This is a genomic window from Allobosea sp. AK1 (assembly GCF_006714945.1).
GTDB classification, from domain to species: Bacteria; Pseudomonadota; Alphaproteobacteria; order Rhizobiales; family Beijerinckiaceae; genus Allobosea; species Allobosea robiniae.
This window is the reverse complement of sequence record NZ_VFMG01000001.1, coordinates 4,061,127-4,078,333: the sequence shown is the minus strand read 5'-3', so window position 1 is coordinate 4,078,333 and position 17,207 is coordinate 4,061,127. Positions and strand designations below refer to the sequence as shown.

Annotated in this window: 14 protein-coding genes; 6 read left to right on the top strand and 8 right to left on the bottom strand. The window is 67.0% G+C overall.

Annotated features, from left to right (window positions below):
- Positions 1-153: 153 nt before the first annotated feature.
- Complete coding sequence (dxs, locus tag FHT98_RS19650) at positions 154-2,064, top strand: 1-deoxy-D-xylulose-5-phosphate synthase (RefSeq protein ID WP_142114999.1); 1,911 nt, start codon at positions 154-156, stop codon at positions 2,062-2,064.
- A 10-nt stretch (positions 2,065-2,074) separates the two neighbouring features.
- Positions 2,075-2,803: a TlyA family RNA methyltransferase gene (locus FHT98_RS19645; RefSeq protein ID WP_142114998.1), complete on the top strand. Its 729-nt coding sequence runs from the start codon at positions 2,075-2,077 to the stop codon at positions 2,801-2,803.
- Here FHT98_RS19645 and FHT98_RS19640 read toward each other — a convergent pair whose 3' ends face one another.
- The gene (locus FHT98_RS19640; RefSeq protein WP_091855812.1) at positions 2,804-3,304 is read right to left on the bottom strand and encodes a hypothetical protein; all 501 of its coding nucleotides are present in this window, start codon (positions 3,302-3,304) and stop codon (positions 2,804-2,806) included. It lies immediately after the preceding gene.
- Between the two features lie 87 nt (positions 3,305-3,391).
- On the opposite strand from FHT98_RS19640, the gene FHT98_RS19635 reads away from it, so the two are divergent.
- Positions 3,392-4,159: an SOS response-associated peptidase gene (locus FHT98_RS19635; RefSeq protein WP_142114997.1), complete on the top strand. Its 768-nt coding sequence runs from the start codon at positions 3,392-3,394 to the stop codon at positions 4,157-4,159.
- Between the two features lie 53 nt (positions 4,160-4,212).
- The gene (locus FHT98_RS19630) at positions 4,213-5,808 is read left to right on the top strand and encodes a gamma-glutamyltransferase family protein (RefSeq protein ID WP_142114996.1); all 1,596 of its coding nucleotides are present in this window, start codon (positions 4,213-4,215) and stop codon (positions 5,806-5,808) included.
- Between the two features lie 107 nt (positions 5,809-5,915).
- Here FHT98_RS19630 and FHT98_RS19625 read toward each other — a convergent pair whose 3' ends face one another.
- On the bottom strand, positions 5,916-7,325 hold the full coding sequence (locus FHT98_RS19625) for an FAD-binding oxidoreductase (RefSeq protein WP_142114995.1): 1,410 nt from the start codon (positions 7,323-7,325) through the stop codon (positions 5,916-5,918).
- Positions 7,326-7,339: 14 nt separating this feature from the next.
- Positions 7,340-8,578, bottom strand: coding sequence for a class I SAM-dependent RNA methyltransferase (locus FHT98_RS19620; RefSeq protein ID WP_142114994.1), 1,239 nt, complete (start codon positions 8,576-8,578; stop codon positions 7,340-7,342).
- 141 nt (positions 8,579-8,719) lie between these two features.
- On the opposite strand from FHT98_RS19620, the gene FHT98_RS19615 reads away from it, so the two are divergent.
- Positions 8,720-9,784 (top strand): cysteine synthase A, encoded by a 1,065-nt coding sequence (locus tag FHT98_RS19615; RefSeq protein ID WP_465246916.1) that lies wholly within the window; start codon positions 8,720-8,722, stop codon positions 9,782-9,784.
- Positions 9,785-9,812: 28 nt separating this feature from the next.
- Here the strand turns inward: FHT98_RS19615 and FHT98_RS19610 are convergent, their stop codons facing one another.
- Positions 9,813-11,180: a dicarboxylate/amino acid:cation symporter gene (locus FHT98_RS19610; protein WP_142114993.1), complete on the bottom strand. Its 1,368-nt coding sequence runs from the start codon at positions 11,178-11,180 to the stop codon at positions 9,813-9,815.
- Positions 11,181-11,468: 288 nt separating this feature from the next.
- Between FHT98_RS19610 and FHT98_RS19605 the strand changes: the two genes are divergently transcribed.
- Positions 11,469-12,527: a magnesium and cobalt transport protein CorA gene (locus FHT98_RS19605; protein ID WP_113585894.1), complete on the top strand. Its 1,059-nt coding sequence runs from the start codon at positions 11,469-11,471 to the stop codon at positions 12,525-12,527.
- On the opposite strand, the gene FHT98_RS19600 is transcribed toward FHT98_RS19605, so the two are convergent.
- The 4 genes from FHT98_RS19600 to FHT98_RS19585 all read right to left on the bottom strand — a co-directional run bounded on the left by FHT98_RS19600 (position 12,528) and on the right by FHT98_RS19585 (position 17,148).
- Positions 12,528-14,306 carry an SLC13 family permease gene (locus tag FHT98_RS19600; RefSeq protein ID WP_142114992.1) on the bottom strand — a complete coding sequence of 593 codons (1,779 nt, stop codon included), beginning with the start codon at positions 14,304-14,306 and terminating at the stop codon, positions 12,528-12,530.
- Between the two features lie 33 nt (positions 14,307-14,339).
- Positions 14,340-15,329: a magnesium transporter CorA family protein gene (locus tag FHT98_RS19595; RefSeq protein WP_061964667.1), complete on the bottom strand. Its 990-nt coding sequence runs from the start codon at positions 15,327-15,329 to the stop codon at positions 14,340-14,342.
- A gap of 102 nt (positions 15,330-15,431) precedes the next feature.
- Positions 15,432-16,292 (bottom strand): SDR family oxidoreductase, encoded by an 861-nt coding sequence (locus tag FHT98_RS19590; protein ID WP_142114991.1) that lies wholly within the window; start codon positions 16,290-16,292, stop codon positions 15,432-15,434.
- On the bottom strand, positions 16,276-17,148 hold the full coding sequence (locus tag FHT98_RS19585; RefSeq protein WP_091856162.1) for an SDR family NAD(P)-dependent oxidoreductase: 873 nt from the start codon (positions 17,146-17,148) through the stop codon (positions 16,276-16,278). Before FHT98_RS19585 ends, FHT98_RS19590 begins: the two co-directional genes overlap by 17 nt.
- Positions 17,149-17,207 lie beyond the last annotated feature (59 nt).

Here is a 17,207-nt window from a genome sequence, read left to right as displayed (position 1 = left end):
GCGTACTGAAACGCCTTGCCGGCACGGGAACCACCCGTTTCGTGGCAAGACGGGGCGACCGCCGTCGGTCGACGCGGAAACGCAAGCACGGTTTGCCAGCGCGCCGCGCAGGCTCTATTTCGGGAGCGCCCCAGTGAAGGATCAGACAGCCTCGTGCCCCGTCCCGCCACGCCGCTCCTCGACACGATCCACGAGCCCGCCGATCTGCGCGCCCTCGACGACGCCAAGCTGCACGCGCTCGCCGACGAGCTCAGGCTCGAGACGATCGATGCCGTCTCGGTCACCGGCGGCCATCTCGGCGCCGGGCTCGGCGTGGTCGAGCTGACCGTCGCGCTGCATCATGTTTTCGATACGCCGCGCGACCGGCTGATCTGGGATGTCGGCCATCAGGCCTATCCGCACAAGATCCTGACCGGACGGCGCGAGCGCATCCGCACGCTGCGCCAGCCGGGCGGGCTCTCCGGCTTCACCAAGCGCACGGAGAGTGCCTACGATCCCTTCGGCGCCGCCCATTCCTCGACCTCGATCTCGGCCGGGCTCGGCATGGCCGTCGGGCGCGATCTTGCGGGTGGCAAGAACAATGTCATCGCCGTGATCGGCGACGGAGCGATGTCGGCCGGCATGGCCTATGAAGCCATGAACAATGCCGGTGCGCTCGGCTCGCGGCTGATCGTCATCCTCAACGACAACGACATGTCGATCGCCCCACCGGTCGGCGCGATGTCGGCCTATCTGGCGCGGCTCGTCTCGGGGCGGACCTATCGCTCGATCCGCGAGGTCGCCAAGCAACTCGCCGAGAAGCTGCCGCGCTTCTTCCACGACAAGGCCAAGCGCACCGAGGAATATGCCCGCGGCTTCTGGACCGGCGGGACGATGTTCGAGGAGCTCGGCTTCTACTATGTCGGGCCGATCGACGGGCATAATCTCGACCATCTGCTGCCGGTCCTGCGCAATGTCCGCGACGCCGAGAGCGGGCCGATCCTCGTCCATGTCGTGACGCAGAAGGGCAAGGGCTATGCGCCCGCCGAGGCCAGCGCCGACAAGTACCATGGCGTGGTCAAGTTCGATCCGGTCACCGGGCAGCAGGCGAAGGCGCCAGCGAATGCGCCGAGCTACACCAATGTCTTCGCCAGCGCGCTGATCAAGCAGGCGCGGGAAGACGACAAGGTCGTCGCCGTCACGGCCGCGATGCCGTCCGGCACCGGGCTCGACGCCTTCGGCAAGGAGTTCCCGGGCCGCACCTTCGATGTCGGCATCGCCGAGCAGCACGCCGTGACCTTCGCGGCCGGCCTCGCCACGGAAGGCTACAAGCCGTTTGTGGCGATCTACTCGACCTTCATGCAGCGTGCCTATGACCAGATCGTCCATGATGTGGCGATCCAGAAGCTGCCGGTGCGCTTCGCGCTGGACCGGGCCGGGCTCGTCGGCGCGGATGGCGCGACCCATGCTGGCTCCTTCGATATCGCCTATCTCGCCTGCCTGCCGGACATGGTGGTGATGGCGGCCGCGGACGAGGCCGAGCTGACGCATATGGTCGCGACCGCGACCGCTTATGACGATGGCCCGATCGCGCTGCGCTACCCGCGCGGCGAAGGCGTCGGCGTCGAGATCCCGGATGTCGGCGTGCCCCTCCCGATCGGCAAGGGCCGCATCGTCCGCGAGGGCACGCGGATCGCGCTGCTCTCTCTCGGGACGCGCCTCGGTGAAAGTCTCAAGGCAGCGGAATTGCTGGCGCAGCGCGGCCTGTCGACGACGGTCGCCGATGCGCGCTTCGCCAAGCCCCTCGACGAGGCGCTGATCCTGAAGCTCGCCCGCGAGCACGAGGTTCTCGTCACGGTCGAGGAAGGCTCGGTCGGCGGCTTCGGCAGCCATGTCCTGCATCTGCTGGCGCAGAATGGCGCGCTCGATGCCGGCCTGAAGATCCGGAGCCTGACGCTGCCCGACGTCTTCCAGGACCATGACAAGCCGGATGCGATGTATGCCGCCGCCGGGCTCGATGCCGCCGGCATCGTCAAGGCCGTCGAGGCTGCGCTGGGCCAACCCAGCGCGGTGAAGCTCGCCTGACGATCCAGCCATGAAGAGCCGTGCCGACCAGTTGCTCGTCGAGCGCGGCTTCTTCGAGAGCCGCGCGCGGGCACAGGCCGCGATCGCGGCCGGACTGGTCACCGCCAACGGCACACCGGTGCGCAAGGCCTCGGAGATGGTGGCTGCCGATGCGGAGCTGACCGCGCAGGCGCCGCATCCTTACGTCTCGCGCGGCGGGCTGAAGCTCGCCGGCGCGCTCGATGCCTTCGGGTTCGATCCGCAAGGCCTGACCTGCCTCGATGTCGGCTCCTCGACCGGCGGCTTCACCGACCTGCTGCTGAAACGCGGCGCACGCCATGTCGTGGCCGTCGATGTCGGGCGCGACCAGCTCCATGCCTCGCTGCGAGCCGACCCACGTGTGACGAGCTGCGAGGGACAGGATATCCGCACGCTCGACGTCGAGGCCCTGCCGGAGCGGCCGAGCCTCGCTGCGATCGATGTCAGCTTCATCTCGCTCAAGCTCGTGCTGCCGGCGGTCGCTGCCCTGCTCTCCCCTGAGGCTGGCATCGCTGCGCTGATCAAGCCGCAGTTCGAAGCCGGCCGTGCCGCGCTCAAGAAGGGCATCGTGCGCGACGAGGCGATCCAGCTTCAGGTCTGCGAGGAGATCGTCGCGGTGCTGAAGACACTTGGCTTTGCCGTGGATGGGCCGATCCCCTCACCGATCGAGGGCGGCGACGGCAATCGCGAGTTTTTGGTCGGGGCGCGTCGGCCAGCCTGATCAGCGCGCCAACAGCGCGTCGATCTCGGCTTGCAGGGCCGTATCCTCGAACAGCCCGATATCGATCGCGCCATTCGCGTTGATGAATTGGGTCGCGCGGGCGATCTGTCGGCGCAGCGCTTCACCAGCGACCTCGATGATCGCCGGCAATTCCGGCGGAGGCGGCGTTTCCGTGAGCAGCGCGGTGACCGTACGAATCAGGCGCGTCATCGCACGGCAAGCTTCGTCGAAGGCACGGGCCCTGTTCGGATTCAGCTCGTCATAGGCGGCGAGCGCAGAAGCAGCACAGCGCAGTGCGGATGTCGCGAAATGCTCGCGGTAACCGACAGCCTGCCAGGCCTGGAGATCGGCGAGGATGCTCTCATCCATCGCGACCATCTCGATCAGCATCAGCGCTTCGCTGTAACGGTTGAGAAAGTCGGTCGACAGACGCGGATGGACACCGGCATCAAGCCGATCGGCCGCCGTTCCAGCCAGCATCTCCGTCGCGATGACGCTCATCCGCTACCCCAAACCGGGGCGACTATGTTGGCCCAACCGCAAATAAAGTGTTGATTCCGAACGCTCGTCTCGACGTAAACAGCGGGCATGTGCGGACGCTATGCGATCACCCTGCCCCCCGAGGCGATGCGCGAGACCTTCGGCTATCGCGAGCAGCCGAACTTCCCGCCGCGCTACAACATCGCGCCGACGCAGCCCGTGCCGATCGTCAGGCTGCATGACGGAGCACGGCAATTCCTGCTGATGCGCTGGGGCTTCATTCCCGGCTGGGTCAAGGACCCCAAGGATTTCCCGCTCGTCATCAATATCCGGATGGAGAGCGCCGCCGAGAAGCCCTCCTTCCGCAACGCCTTGACGCGGCGGCGCTGCCTGCTGCCGGCCGATGCCTTCTACGAATGGCGGCGCAGCGGCACCGGCAAGCAGGCCCGCAGCGAAGCCTTCCTGTTCCGCAAGCCGGATCGCAGCCTCTTCGCCTTCGCCGGGCTGTGGGAGACCTGGCATTCACCGGATGGGTCCGAGATCGACACGGTCGCGATGATGACGGGGCCGGCGAACGGCACGATGGCTCCGATCCATCATCGCAGCCCGATCATCCTCGATCCCCGCGATCACGACGCCTGGCTCGATCCGCAGGCGACACAGGAGCAGACCGGGCGCCTGCTGAAGCCGCCGCCCGACGACCTGCTCGAGGCCGTCGCCATCGGCAATGCCGTCAACAAGGTCGCGAATGACGCCGCTGAGATCCAGTTGCCGCTGGCTGAGCTTCCGCAAGAGGAGGCGCCTGAGGAACCGAAGCGCCATGCGCGCAAAGCGACCCGGCCTCCCGCAGATGACGGGCAAGGCAGCCTGTTCTAGCGCCGGATTCGTGCTCTGATCGTCGCCAGAAGACGACGAGGAGGAGATTGAAGATGCACGGCCGCCGCCCCACGATGACCTCTCGCCACGGCATGGTTGCCGCGGCCCATCCCTTGGCGGCACAGGCCGGCGCAAAATTGCTGGCGCAGGGCGGCAACGCTTTCGACGCCGCCGCTGCCACGGCCGCCGCGCTGAACGTGGTCGAGCCTTTCATGTCCGGGCTCGCCGGCATGGGCCTCTCGACGATGTGGGTCGCGGCCGAGAAGCGGGTGCGCGTGCTCGATTTCGTGCCGCCGATTCCGGCGAGCTTCCCGGCCGACCGCTTCAGCCAGCGCACCGATCTGGAGCGCGGCGCGCTCGCCATCGCCTCGCCGGGCAATCTCGCCGGCTGGTGCGAGCTGGTGAAGACCTATGGCCGCAAATCGTTGGCCGAGGTCTTCGCACCCGCGATCGCGCTGGCGCGGGACGGCTTCGCGCTGGCCGAGTTCGGCGCGGCGGAGTTCGAGGAGAACGACCCGCTGCTGGAAAAGATTCCGGCGCTCTACCCGGCCTGGTCGAAGAACTACCAGCCCAACGGGCCGATGCATCTCGGCTCCGTGCTCGTGCAATCCGATCTGGCGAAGACATTGAGCGAGATCGCCGAGAAGGGGCCGGAGCATTTCTATCGCGGCGCGCTCGGCGAGAAGGTCATCGCGCATCTGCAGGCGCTCGGCGGCTCGCTGACCATGGCTGATCTCGCCGCGGTGAAGATGGTCTGGCGCGAGCCGATGGCCGTGAGCTTCAAGGGGCTGTCGGTGCATGTGCCGCCGCCGCCCTGCGAGGGCTTCCAGTTCCTGCTGACGCTCAAGCTGCTCGACGAGGTCGATCTCGGGTCCAAGCCGCGGGACGGGGCGGATCATCTCGACCTCGTCTATCGCGCGATCCGCCTCGCGGCCGGCGAGCGCATCGCCCATAACAACCCCGCGCCGGAGAAGCTCGCTGAGATCATGTCGGATGCTTCGGTCGCGCGCTTGCGCCAGCGCCTCACCGACGGCAAGCCGGTGACCGGGCCGACCGAGCAATGGGTGCCGCAGGACAAGGAAGACCCGGCGCACACGACCTCGCTCTCGGTCGCCGACAGCGAGGGCAATCTGATCTGCATCACGCAGAGCCTCGGCAGCCCGTTCGGCAGCGGCGTGGTCGTGCCCGGCACGGGCCTGTGCTTCAACAACTTCCTGTACTGGGCCGATGTCCAGCCCGGCAGCCCGAACCGCTCGAAGCCCGGCGACGAACTGCCGATGTGCATGTCGCCCTCGCTCTCGACCCGTGACGGCAAGCCGGTGCTCGCGCTCGGCACGCCCGGCAGCTACGGCATCATGCAGACGCAGGCGCAGGCCATGGTCCAGCATCTTGTCTACGGCCTGCCGCTGCAGGAGGCGATCGAGGCGCCGCGCGCCCGGCTCTGGGACGGGCGTCTCGTCGAGATCGAGAACCGGATCACGTCGGAGACGATCGCCGAGCTGGTCAGGCGCGGGCACGAGGCACGCGCCTTCGATGTCGGCTGGACGATGCGCTGCGGCGGCATGCAGGCGGTGGCGGTCGATCCGGCGACGGGCGTGTTCACCGGCGCCGCCGATCCGCGCCGCGATGGGTATGTCGCGACGCCTTGAGTGGAGGCCGTCATGCTCGGGCTTGACCCGAGCATCTCGGAAACGAGTGCCTTCTCGTCATGAGAGTCTCGGGTCGAAGCTCCGCTTCGCCCGAGAATGACGGTGCCCTACGCCTGAAGCACGGCGCCGGGGTTCAGGATGCCCTTCGGATCGAGCGTCTGCTTGATGGTCCGCATCAGGTCGAGCTCGACCGGATCCTTCACGCCCGGCAGCAGGTCGCGCTTCAAACGGCCGATGCCGTGCTCGGCCGAGATCGAGCCGTGCAGTTCGGCGACGATGGCGTGGACCGCCTCGTTCATCTCGCTCCAGCGCGCGAGGAAGCCGGCCTTGTCCGCGCCGACCGGCTGGCTGACGTTGAAATGGATGTTGCCGTCGCCGAGATGGCCGAACGGCACCGGCCGGCAGCCAGGCACCATCGCCTCGACCGCGGCAATGGCACGCGCCAGGAATTCCGGCGTCGCGTGGATCGGCACTGAGACGTCGTGCTTAATCGAGCCGCCCTCATAGGTCTGCACCTCGGAGAGCATCTCGCGCAGCTTCCAGAAATCGGCGCGCTGGGTCAGCGAACCCGCCAAAGCCGCATCGGTGACGATGCCCTTCTCCAGCGCTTCGCCGAGGAAGGCCTCGACATGCTCGTCGAGCCCCGTGGCCTGCTGGGCGGAGACCTCCATCAGCACATACCAGGGCGACGGCTCGGAGAGCGGATCGCGCGTGCCGGAAGCGTGGCGTAGGACGAAATCCATGCCGATGCGCGGCATCAGCTCGAAGGTGGTGAGCGTGCCGCCGGCGCCGGCCTTGGCGGCATTCAGCAGCTCCAGTGCGGCCGCTGGATCGGGCACGGCGAGGAAGGCAGTGGCGCGGGCCACCGGCGCAGGGAAGAGCTTGAGCACCGCCGCCGTGATGATGCCGAGCGTGCCTTCGGCGCCGATGAAGAGGTTCTTCAGGTCGTAGCCGGTGTTGTCCTTGCGGAGCTGGCGCAGGCCGTTCCAGATGCGCCCGTCCGGCAGCACGACCTCCAGCCCCATGCAGAGTTCGCGGGCATTGCCATAGGCCAGCACGGCAGTGCCGCCGGCATTGGTCGAGAGATTACCGCCGATGGTGCAGGAGCCTTCCGAAGCCAGCGAGAGCGGGAAGAGCCGGCCGGCAGCTTCCGCCGCATCCTGCGCACGCTTCAGCGTGACCCCAGCCTCGACGATCATCGTGTCGCCATCGGTATCGACGGCGCGGATCTTGTCGAGGCGCTGCAGCGAGAGGATGATCTCACGGCCCTCGGAGATCGGAATCTGGCCGCCGACGAGCCCGGTATTGCCGCCCTGCGGCACCAGCACCGTGCCGGTCTCGGCCGCGAGCTTCACCAGCTCCGCGACCTCGGCGGTCGAGCCGGGGCGGACGATGCCTTGCGCCTTGCCGCGGAAGAGATCGCGCCATTCCTTGAGATAGGGCACCATCGCGTCGGCATCGGTGATGACGTTCTTGCTGCCTACGATGCCGGCCATGCGATCGAGAATTGCGCTCATCCTGAAGCCCTGCCCTAGCCCTTCCTGCCTCGCCGGAACACGCCGACGAGCTCGACATGAGCGGAATAGCGGAACTGGTCGACCGGCGTCACGGCCTCCAGCGCATAGCCGCCCGCAACGAGGGTCGCGGCGTCGCGCGCGAAGCTCGCCGCATCGCAGGAGACGTAGATCACGTCCTTGACCTTGGACGCCGCCAAGCGCTTGACCTGCGCCTCCGCACCGGCGCGTGGCGGATCGAGCACGACGGCGTCGAAGCCGTTGAGCTCATGCTCCAGCAGCGGGCGGCGGAACAGGTCGCGCGTCTCGGTCGCGATCGGCTTCAGGCCTTGCGTCGCCCCTGCCCCCTTGGCCAGCGCCAGCATCGCCGCCTTGTCGCTTTCGATGGCGAGAACCTGCATCTTCTCCGCGATGCGGAAGCTGAACGGGCCACAGCCGGCGAAGAGATCGGCCGCGCGCTTGCCCTTGGGCAGAGCCGCCATGACGAGCCCGGCGAGCACCTCCTCGCCGGCCGCCGTCGCTTGCAGGAAGCCGCCCGGTGCGGGGGCCACAACTGCCTTGCCCATGCGCTGCAAGGGCGGGCGGCGCTCGACGACGATCTCGCCATGGTTGGAGAGCCGGGCAAGGTCGAGCCGTTCGGCGAGCTGCGTCAGGGCGAGCCTGAGCTTGTCACCGAGCGGGCCGTGGCCACGGATATCGACATCGAGCCCGGCTTCCGAGGCGGTGACCTGGATATCGAGCGGCTTGTTGGCACCGCCCATGCGGTTCGCCAGCATCAGGGCGACGGCAGGCGCGCGATCGAGCCCCGAGGCCAGCACCGGGCAGGCTTCGACCGAAATCAGGTCATGGCTGCGCGCCGCCATGAAGCCGACGACCATCGCCTCGCCCTGCCGGCGGGCATGGAAGGTGACGCGGCGACGGCCGGCACCATGGGCATCGACGAGGTCGCCGACCGGCGCCTCGACGCCGGCGCGGCTCAAGGCGGTGACGACCTGCTGGCGCTTCCATTCACGATAGAGGCCGGGTGCCATGTGCTGGGCAGCGCAGCCGCCGCAGCGGGTGAAGAGCGGGCAGATCGCAGCGATGCGGGATTCGGACGGCGCGATGATCTCGACGAGCTGGCCGCGCTCGCCATCGACCACGGCACGCACGGTCTCGCCCGGCAATGCATAGGGAATGAAGATGCTGCCGGAGGCGGCCTGCACGATGCCGTCGCCCTTCTGACCGAGGCGATCGACGGTGAGAACTTCATTCATGGCGAGCTTCGGAGAAGAAATTTCTCCGGCCTGCGGCTTGGCGACTGGCATTGTTCCGAACTCGGGGCGAAAGGCCCGCTCACTGATGACCGATGAGAGGCTTTCGCCTATCAGGTTGGAGAGACATTGGGAAATCCTGCCATGACTATCCGCGCGAAGATCGACATGAAGGATGGCGTCATCGAAGCCATCGGCAACACTCCCCTCATCAAGCTCGAACGCGCCTCGGCGGAAACCGGCTGCACCATCCTCGGCAAGGCCGAATTCATGAATCCCGGCCAGTCGGTGAAGGACCGCGCCGCGCTCGCGATCATCCGCGACGCCGAGGCGAAGGGACAATTGAAGCCCGGCGGCGTCATCGTCGAGGGCACGGCCGGCAATACCGGCATCGGCATCGCGCTCGTCGGCAACGCGCTGGGCTATCGCTCGGTCATCGTCATCCCGGAGACGCAGTCGCAGGAAAAGAAGGACATGCTGCGGCTGGCCGGCGCGACGCTGGTCGAGGTGCCGGCGGCGCCTTACGCCAATCCGAACAACTATGTGAAGGTCTCGGGCCGCCTCGCCGAGGAACTGGCGAAGACCGAGCCGAACGGCGCGGTCTGGGCCAATCAGTTCGACAATGTCGCGAACCGGCAGGGCCATATCGACACGACCGGCCCGGAGATCTGGGAGCAGACGGCGGGCCAGGTCGACGGCTTCATCTGTGCAGTCGGCTCAGGGGGTACGCTCGCCGGCGTCGGCATGGCGCTGAAGGCGCGCAATCCCAAGGTCACGATCGGGCTCGCCGACCCGATGGGCGCGGCGCTCTACTCCTACTACACGGCGGGCGTGCTCAAGGCCGAGGGTTCCTCGATCACCGAAGGCATCGGCCAGGGCCGGATCACCGCCAATCTGGTGGATGCGCCCGTCGATATCGCCTTCCAGATCCCGGATGCAGAAGCCGTGCAGATCGTCTTCGACCTGCTGGAGCATGAGGGGCTCTGCCTCGGCGGCTCGTCCGGCATCAATGTCGCCGGGGCCATCCGGCTCGCGAAGCAGATGGGACCGGGCCATACCATCGTGACGGTGCTCTGCGACTACGGCACGCGCTACCAGTCGAAGCTGTTCAACCCGGAGTTCCTGCGCTCGAAGAACCTGCCGGTTCCCGGCTGGCTGGAACGGGATAGCTCGGCGTTGAAGCAGGTCGTCAGCAAGGTAATGGCCTGAGGCGGCAGCCGCCCCAGGCCATTCGAGATCACGCCGCCCGCGGCGTCGCGTCGATCGCCTCGATATCGCCGGCTCGGTCGTACTGCGCCTGATCGAGCAGGCCCTGACGCTTCGCGACCAGGGTCGGCACCAGCGCCTGGCCGGCGACGTTCACCGCCGTGCGGCCCATGTCGAGGATCGGGTCGATGGCGAGCAGCAGGCCGACACCGGCGAGCGGCAGGCCGAGCGTCGAGAGCGTCAGCGTCAGCATCACCGTCGCGCCGGTGAGGCCGGCGGTCGCGGCCGAGCCGATCACCGAGACGAAGGCGATCAGCACATATTCCTGGATGCCGAGCGGCACGCCGTAGAACTGCGCGACGAAGATCGCGGAGATCGCCGGGTAGATCGCGGCGCAGCCGTCCATCTTGGTTGTCGCGCCGAGTGGCACGGCGAAGGCGGCGTATTCGCGGGGCACGCCGAGGCTCTTCTCGGTCACGGCCTCGGTCACCGGCAAGGTGCCGATCGAGGAGCGCGAGACAAAGGCGAGCTGGATCGCCGGCCAGGCGCCCGCGAAGAAGCGCGCCGGCGACAGGCCGTGCAGCAGCAGCAGCGCGGGATAGACGAGGAGCAGCACGATCGCGAGGCCGAGATAGATCGCGAAGGCGTACCAGGAGAGCTGCTCAAGCGTCTGCCAGCCATACTGCGCGACGGCATTGCCGAGCAGGCCGATGGTGCCGATCGGCGTCAGCCGGATCACCCACCACAGGACCTTGCGGACGATCGCCAGGAAGGACTCGTTCAGCGCGAGGAAGCTGTTGGCGCGCTCGCCGACCTTCAGTGCGGCGACGCCGACGACGATCGAGATCACCAGCAACTGCAGCACGTTGAAGCCGAGGCGCGTAGTCGCGCCGCTACCCTCGACGCGCGTCGTCGCCTGCAGGCCGAACATGTTGGCGGGCACGAGGCCTTTGAGGAAATCGAGCCAGGAGCCGACATTGCCCGGCGCCTTGGCGCTGGCGGCTGCGACGCCGGCATTGATGCCGGGCTGGATCAGGAGGCCGAGCGCGATGCCGATCAGCACGGCGATGAAGGCCGTGATCGCAAACCAGAGCAGCGTCTGCCAGACCAGCGCGGCGGCGTTCGAGAGCTGGCGGAGGTTGCTGATCGAGGCCACGATGGCGGTGAAGATCAGGGGCGGCACCAGCGCCTGCAGGAGCTGCACGAAGATCGAGCCGGTCGTCGCGAGCGTGACGGTGAGCCAGTTCGGCTGGCCCGGCGCGACCGGCCCCATGTTGCGGGCGACCCAGCCGAGGACGAGGCCGATCACCATGGCCGCCAAAATCTGGAAGCCGAAGCTGGAGTAGAACGGTTTCGAACCGGCTCCGGCTGCGCCGGTCCGGGGAATTGCGGTGGTCATGACAGGATCTCTTATGGCTCGGCCCTGGCCGTAGATGAATGTTCCTATACACCGTCCGATCCGGCCTCCGCAAAAGCGGATATTTTCGTTTTTTGACCACCGCGCGATAAAAATATTCTCTTTCTCTACCCTTCCCAAGCAGAAGGCCGGCCGCCGGGCGAATGGTGTTCTCGTCAGGACCAAAACTGCCGCGCAGCAGCGCTCTCGCTTGTCGGAAAAGTGATTTCCACGGAGATCGAACAGTTCTAGCCTGCACTGCGATGATCCAGCGATCGGCGAGGTGGTCGCATGTCAGTCTCGGAAGTCCGGTTTACCTCCTCCGCCGCGCGGGAAACGGCGCCTGCGGCTGTTCCGCTCGAGCAGGACCACCAGCCGCAGGACGGCGTCATCGCATCGGGCGTCTATGTCCATGGCGTACGCGTCGCCGACATCCCCGTCACCGAAGCCGGCGAATGGGCGCGCAAGGACGACCATGTCGTCTGGATCGGCCTGCTCGAACCGGAACCTGCGCTGCTGCGCTGCGTGCAGCAGCAGTTCAACCTGCACCCGCTCGCGGTCGAGGACGCCACCAACGCGCATCAGCGGCCCAAGCTGGAGCAATATGGCGACGCGCTCTTCGTGGTCGCCCGCACGGCACAGTTGACCGACGGGCGCATCGCCTTCGGCGAGACGCATATCTTCGTCGGCCGCGGTTATATCGTCAGCGTCCGGCACGGCGCGTCGACCTCGTACAAGTCGGTGCGGCAGCATTGGGAGACCTGCCCGACCTCGCTAGCGAAGGGCGAGGATTTCATCCTCTATGCGATCCTCGATTTCATCGTCGACAACTACATGCCGGTGCTGGAAGCGATCCATGACGAGGTCGAGGAGATCGAGGACAAGGTCCTGGCCAAGCCGATGGCGCGCTCCGATATCGAGCGGCTCTACATGCTGCGCCGCGACCTGCTGCGCCTGCGCAATGCGGTGGCGCCGCTGGTCGACGTCTGCCAGCGCCTGATGAACGGCACCGTCCCGCAGGTCCGGCCGACGCTCGCGCCGATGTTCCGCGACGTGACCGACCATGTCCGCACCGTGCAGGAGAAGATCGACAGCCTGCGCGAAGTGCTGGCCTTCGCCTTCGAGGCGAGCCTGCTGGTCGGGCAAAGCCAGGAAAGCCTGATCACCAAGCGCCTGGCCTCCTGGGCCGCGATCCTGGCGGTGCCGACCGCGCTGGCCGGCATCTACGGCATGAACTTCAAGAACATGCCGGAACTGGAGATGCAGTACGGCTATTTCGCGGTCATCGGCGTGATCGTGTGCACCTGCTCGATCCTGTACTGGCGCTTCAAGCAGAATGGCTGGCTGTAGCTATCTCAGCGGCCAGACCAGCAGGATCATTGGTACCGCGAGCAGGATGACCAGGAGGGAGAGCGGCGCGCCCAGCCTGGCATAGTCGCTGAAACGATAGCCGCCCGGCCCCATCACCAGCGTGTTGCACTGGTGGCCGATGGGCGTGAGAAAGTCGCAGGCCGCGCCGATTGCGACGGCCATCAGGAAGGCATCGGGATTGTAGCCGAGGTTTTTCGCGAAACCGGCGCCGATCGGCGCCATGACCAGCACCGTCGCGGCATTGTTGAGGAACGGCGTCACCGCCATCGCCGCCACCAGGATCAGCGCGACGGATGCCCAGCCGGGCAATCCGCCGCCGATCATCGCCAGCCACGAGGCGAAGAGATCGGTGGCCCCGGTCGTCCGCAGAGAGTCGGAGACCGGGATCAGCGCGGCCAGCATCAGTAGGATCGGCGCATCGATGCTGTGATAGGCCTCGCGCAGGGGCACGCAACGGCAGGCGATCAGGAGCACGGCGGCCGCGAAGAAGACGAGCGGCACCGGAGCCAGCCCCGCGGCCAGCGCGATGATCGCCGCCAGCACGATCGTCACGGTCAGGACGACGCGGCGCGTCGAGCCCAGCGGCACCAGCCGGTCGGCGAGCGGCAGCAGGCTGAGTTCGGACAGCTTCTCCGGCAGCAGCTTCTCGTCGCCCTGGATCACGACGATGTCGCCGGCCCGCAGGCGGATATCGCGCAGCCGCTGGCTAAAGCGCTCGCCCGAGCGGCTGATCGCGATCATGTTGACGCCGAAGCGGCTGTGCAATGCGATGTCGCCGGCCGACTGGCCGATCAGCGTCGAATCCGGGCCGATGATGGCTTCGGCGATGCGGTCGGGGTCGAGCGCATCCTCCTTCTGCGTCGGCCGGTCCTTGCCGGTGAGATCGAGCCCGCCTTCGGCGACGACCCGCTCCAGTACGGCGGCGTCGCCGCGCAGCAGCAGGATGTCGCCGGCCTTCAGCGCGGCATCCGGAAGGGGCGCCTGGACGCGGCGCTCGTTGCGCAGGATCGAGACGATCTCGATGGCCTCGCCGCCGATCGCCTTGAGATCGGCAACCGTCTTGCCGGCGAGCGGAGATTTCTCGCGAACCTTCGCTTCGGTCAGATAGTCCTTGATATCGATCGCCTGGTCGAGCGAAACCGCGCCGCGACGGTCGCGCGGCAGCAGGCGGTAGCCGACGCTGAGGAAGAGGCAGCCCGCCAGCGCCACCACGATGCCTACGGGTGCGAAATCGAACATGCGGAACGGCTCGCCGCCGAGTTCCTGACGGACGCGCGCGACGATGACGTTGGGCGAGGTGCCGACCAGCGTGACGATGCCGCCGAGCAGCGAGGCGAAGGCCATCGGCATCAGGAAGACCGAGGGCGATTTCCCGCTCTTGCGTGCGAGCTGATAGGCGATCGGCAGCATCATCGCGAGCGCGCCGATATTCTTGATGATCGCCGACATCACCGCGACGACGAAAACGAGCAGAGGCACCTGCAGCTGCGTCGAGGTCAGGCCCGAGCCCAGCTTCGAGAACAGCCGCTCGATGATGCGTGAGCGCGCGACCGCAGCGCTCAGCACAAGCGCGCTGCCGACGATGATGACGATGTCGTCGGAAAAGCCCTTGAAGGCATCGGCCGCCGGCACCAGCCCGAGCGCGACGGCGACGAGCAGCGCCAGCATCGCGACGATGTCGTAACGCAGCCGCCCCCATAGAAACGCCGCCATCATGCCGGCGACGACAAGAACGGAGAGAATCTGCGGCTGGGTCATCCGGTCTTCGACGTGTCGCGCACGCTTCTCATCTCACAGCCACTTCTTCCAGCGGAAGAACAGATAGGGCAGCACCGCGAACAGGATCATCAGTCCGATCGCCAGCGGATAACCCCACTGCCATTCCAACTCCGGCATCGTCTTGAAGTTCATGCCGTAGATCGAGGCGATCAGCGTCGGCGGCATCAGCGCGACAGAGACGACGGAGAAGAGCTTGATGATCTTGTTCTGCTCGATCGAGACGAGGCCGAGCGTGGCGTCCATCATGAATTGCAGCTTGTTCGACAGGAACGCGGCGTGCTCCTCGATCGCCTGCACGTCGCGGACCGCGGAGCGCCATTCGGCCGAGAAGCCGGTCTGCGCCTTTTTCGGGCGCGTGTAGTTGGCCGAGAGGAAGAGCAGCACCCGCTCGACCGAGACCATGCTCTCGCGGACGTTGGAGATGATGTGCTCGTACTGGCCGATCTTCTGGATCACGAGCTGATAGACGCCGCCGCGCTCGACATCCTGGCCGCGCCCGGCGAAGACGCGGCGCGAGGCGATGTCGATCTTGTCGCCGACACCGCGCAGCACCTCGGCGGCGCGGTCGACGATCGCCTCGATCAGCCCGTCCAGCACCGCTTCCGGCTGCTGGCCGCAGCCGCCGGGCTTGGTGGCGCGGTTGAGGAAGATGGTGAAGGCACCCGGCTCGTCATAACGCACCGTCACCAGCGCCTTGTCGGTCAGGATGAAGGTGACGTCCGCCAGCACCGGCACGATGGTGTCTGACTGGCAGATCACCCGCGCCGTCATGTAGCGCGCGCCGTTCTCGGTATAGATGATCTCGGACGGCTCGAGGTCGTGCATTTCCTCGCGTGTCGGGATCGAGATGCCGAGATGCCGCTCGACCCGCTTGTCTTCCTCGGGCGTCGGATTGAGCAGGTCGATCCAGACGATATCGTCGGGAAACGCGCCCTCCGTACCGAGCGTGCCGGGGCGGAGCTTGTCGCGCGAATCGGGGCATGTGCCGTGGATCGTCAGCATGGGCGCGAATCTCGCTGCACGGTCGGGATGGAAACCGGCAGGAACTCCGATATGGGGCGCGTGTCAAACCGATGACGGCGCGGATCGGAGCACTGCGTGCTGTCAAACCCCGCCCTTCACGCCCTGCGGCGGCAGGCTGTCGGCCGGCACGAAGAAATCCGGCATCAGCGGCACCGACGGATCGACGCGATAGGGCGTGAAGTCGGTGACGCCCTCCCCGGCCATGAAGCTGTCGTCGATCAGGAAGTTGCCGGAGAACGCGCGGGACGGTTTCGAGAAGATCATATGGGCGGCGTCCGCGAGAATCTCCGGCGTGCGGCTCGCCTGGACCATCTTGTCGCCGCCGAGCAGGTTCTGGACGGCCGCGGTCGCGATGGTCGTGCGCGGCCAGAGTGCGTTGACCGCGATGCCCTTGCGCGCCAGCTCGCCGGCAAGCCCCAGCACGCACAGGCTCATGCCGTATTTGGCGATGGAATAGGCCAGATGCGGCGCGAACCACTGCGTCTTCATGTCGAGCGGCGGCGAAAGCATCAGGATATGCGGATTCTCCGCCTTCTCCAGATGCGGAATGGCGTATTTGGAGACCATATAGGTGCCGCGCGTATTGATCTGGTTCATCAGATCGTAGCGCTTCATGTCGGTCATCTCGGTATTGGTCAGCGAAATCGCGCTGGCGTTGTTCACGACGATGTCGATGCCGCCGAAGGTCTCGGCGGTCTTCGCGATCGCATCAGCGACGCTCTGCTCGTCGCGGACATCAACCATCAGCGGGAGGCATTTGCCGCCGGCCGCCTCGATCTCGGCGGCGGAGGTGTAGATTGTGCCGGGCAGCTTCGGATGCGGCTCCGCCGTCTTCGCAGCAATGGTGACGTTGGCGCCGTCCCGCGCCGCCCGAAGCGCGATGGCGAGGCCGATGCCGCGCGAGCCGCCGGTGATGAAAAGCGTCTTACCCTTGAGCGACATCCCCGCCTCCCTGTTCATTGCTGATGACGTAGCGGGCCGGCTGCGAACCGTCCCGGTCGGTAAAGCCATAGGCGCGCGCGAGATCGGCCACATGCAGCATCCGACCGGCATGGCGTGCGACGTCGGGGTCGCCAGCCAATGCCGCGACGGCACGGCCGGCATAAAGCGGCGTCTCTGTGGTCTCGGCGCCGAGACCCGCATCGCGGACGCGCTCGGTCAGGACATGGCCCGGCGACAGGCCGAGCGCAGTGACGCCGAAGGGCTTCAGCTCTTCGGCCATCGCGAAGCTCAAGCGATTCATCGCCGCCTTGGCGAGGTCGTAGAAGACATCGCCAAGATAGCCCCCGGCCATGTCGAAGCTCAGCGTGACGATGAGTCCCGAGCGCGCCTGCACCATGGCCGGCGCCACCGCTCGCGCCAGCAAAAGCTGGGCATAGACGCCGCTTTCGAAGCTCTCGCCCAGCCTTGCGACGGGACGGCGCCAGAACGGCGTGCCGAAGCCGGAGCCATCGGGATAGCGCTCGCCATCATAGCCTTCATTGCCGCCCCAGACCGCATCGACGACGCAGTCGAGCCGGCCGAAACGGCGTAACGACCAGGCCACGAGCCCGTCGACCTCGCGCTCGCTGGTATGGTCGCAGCGATACGGATAGCCCTTGCCGCCGGCCGCCTCGACCTCGCGGGCGGCATCCTCGAAGGTCTCCAGGCGCTGGTCGGTGCGGGGACCCGCCTCGCTGGAGCGGCCTGTGACGATGACGGTTGCGCCGGCATCGCCCAAAGCCTTGGCGACGCCGCGTCCGAGCCCGCGCGAGGCGCCCGCGACGAGGCAGATGCGGCCGGAGAGCGATGGTTGCATGGGGGTCATGAGCATTCCCGGCGAATCGCCGCTGGCCAGAGCCGGCCCCCTGCTCTATA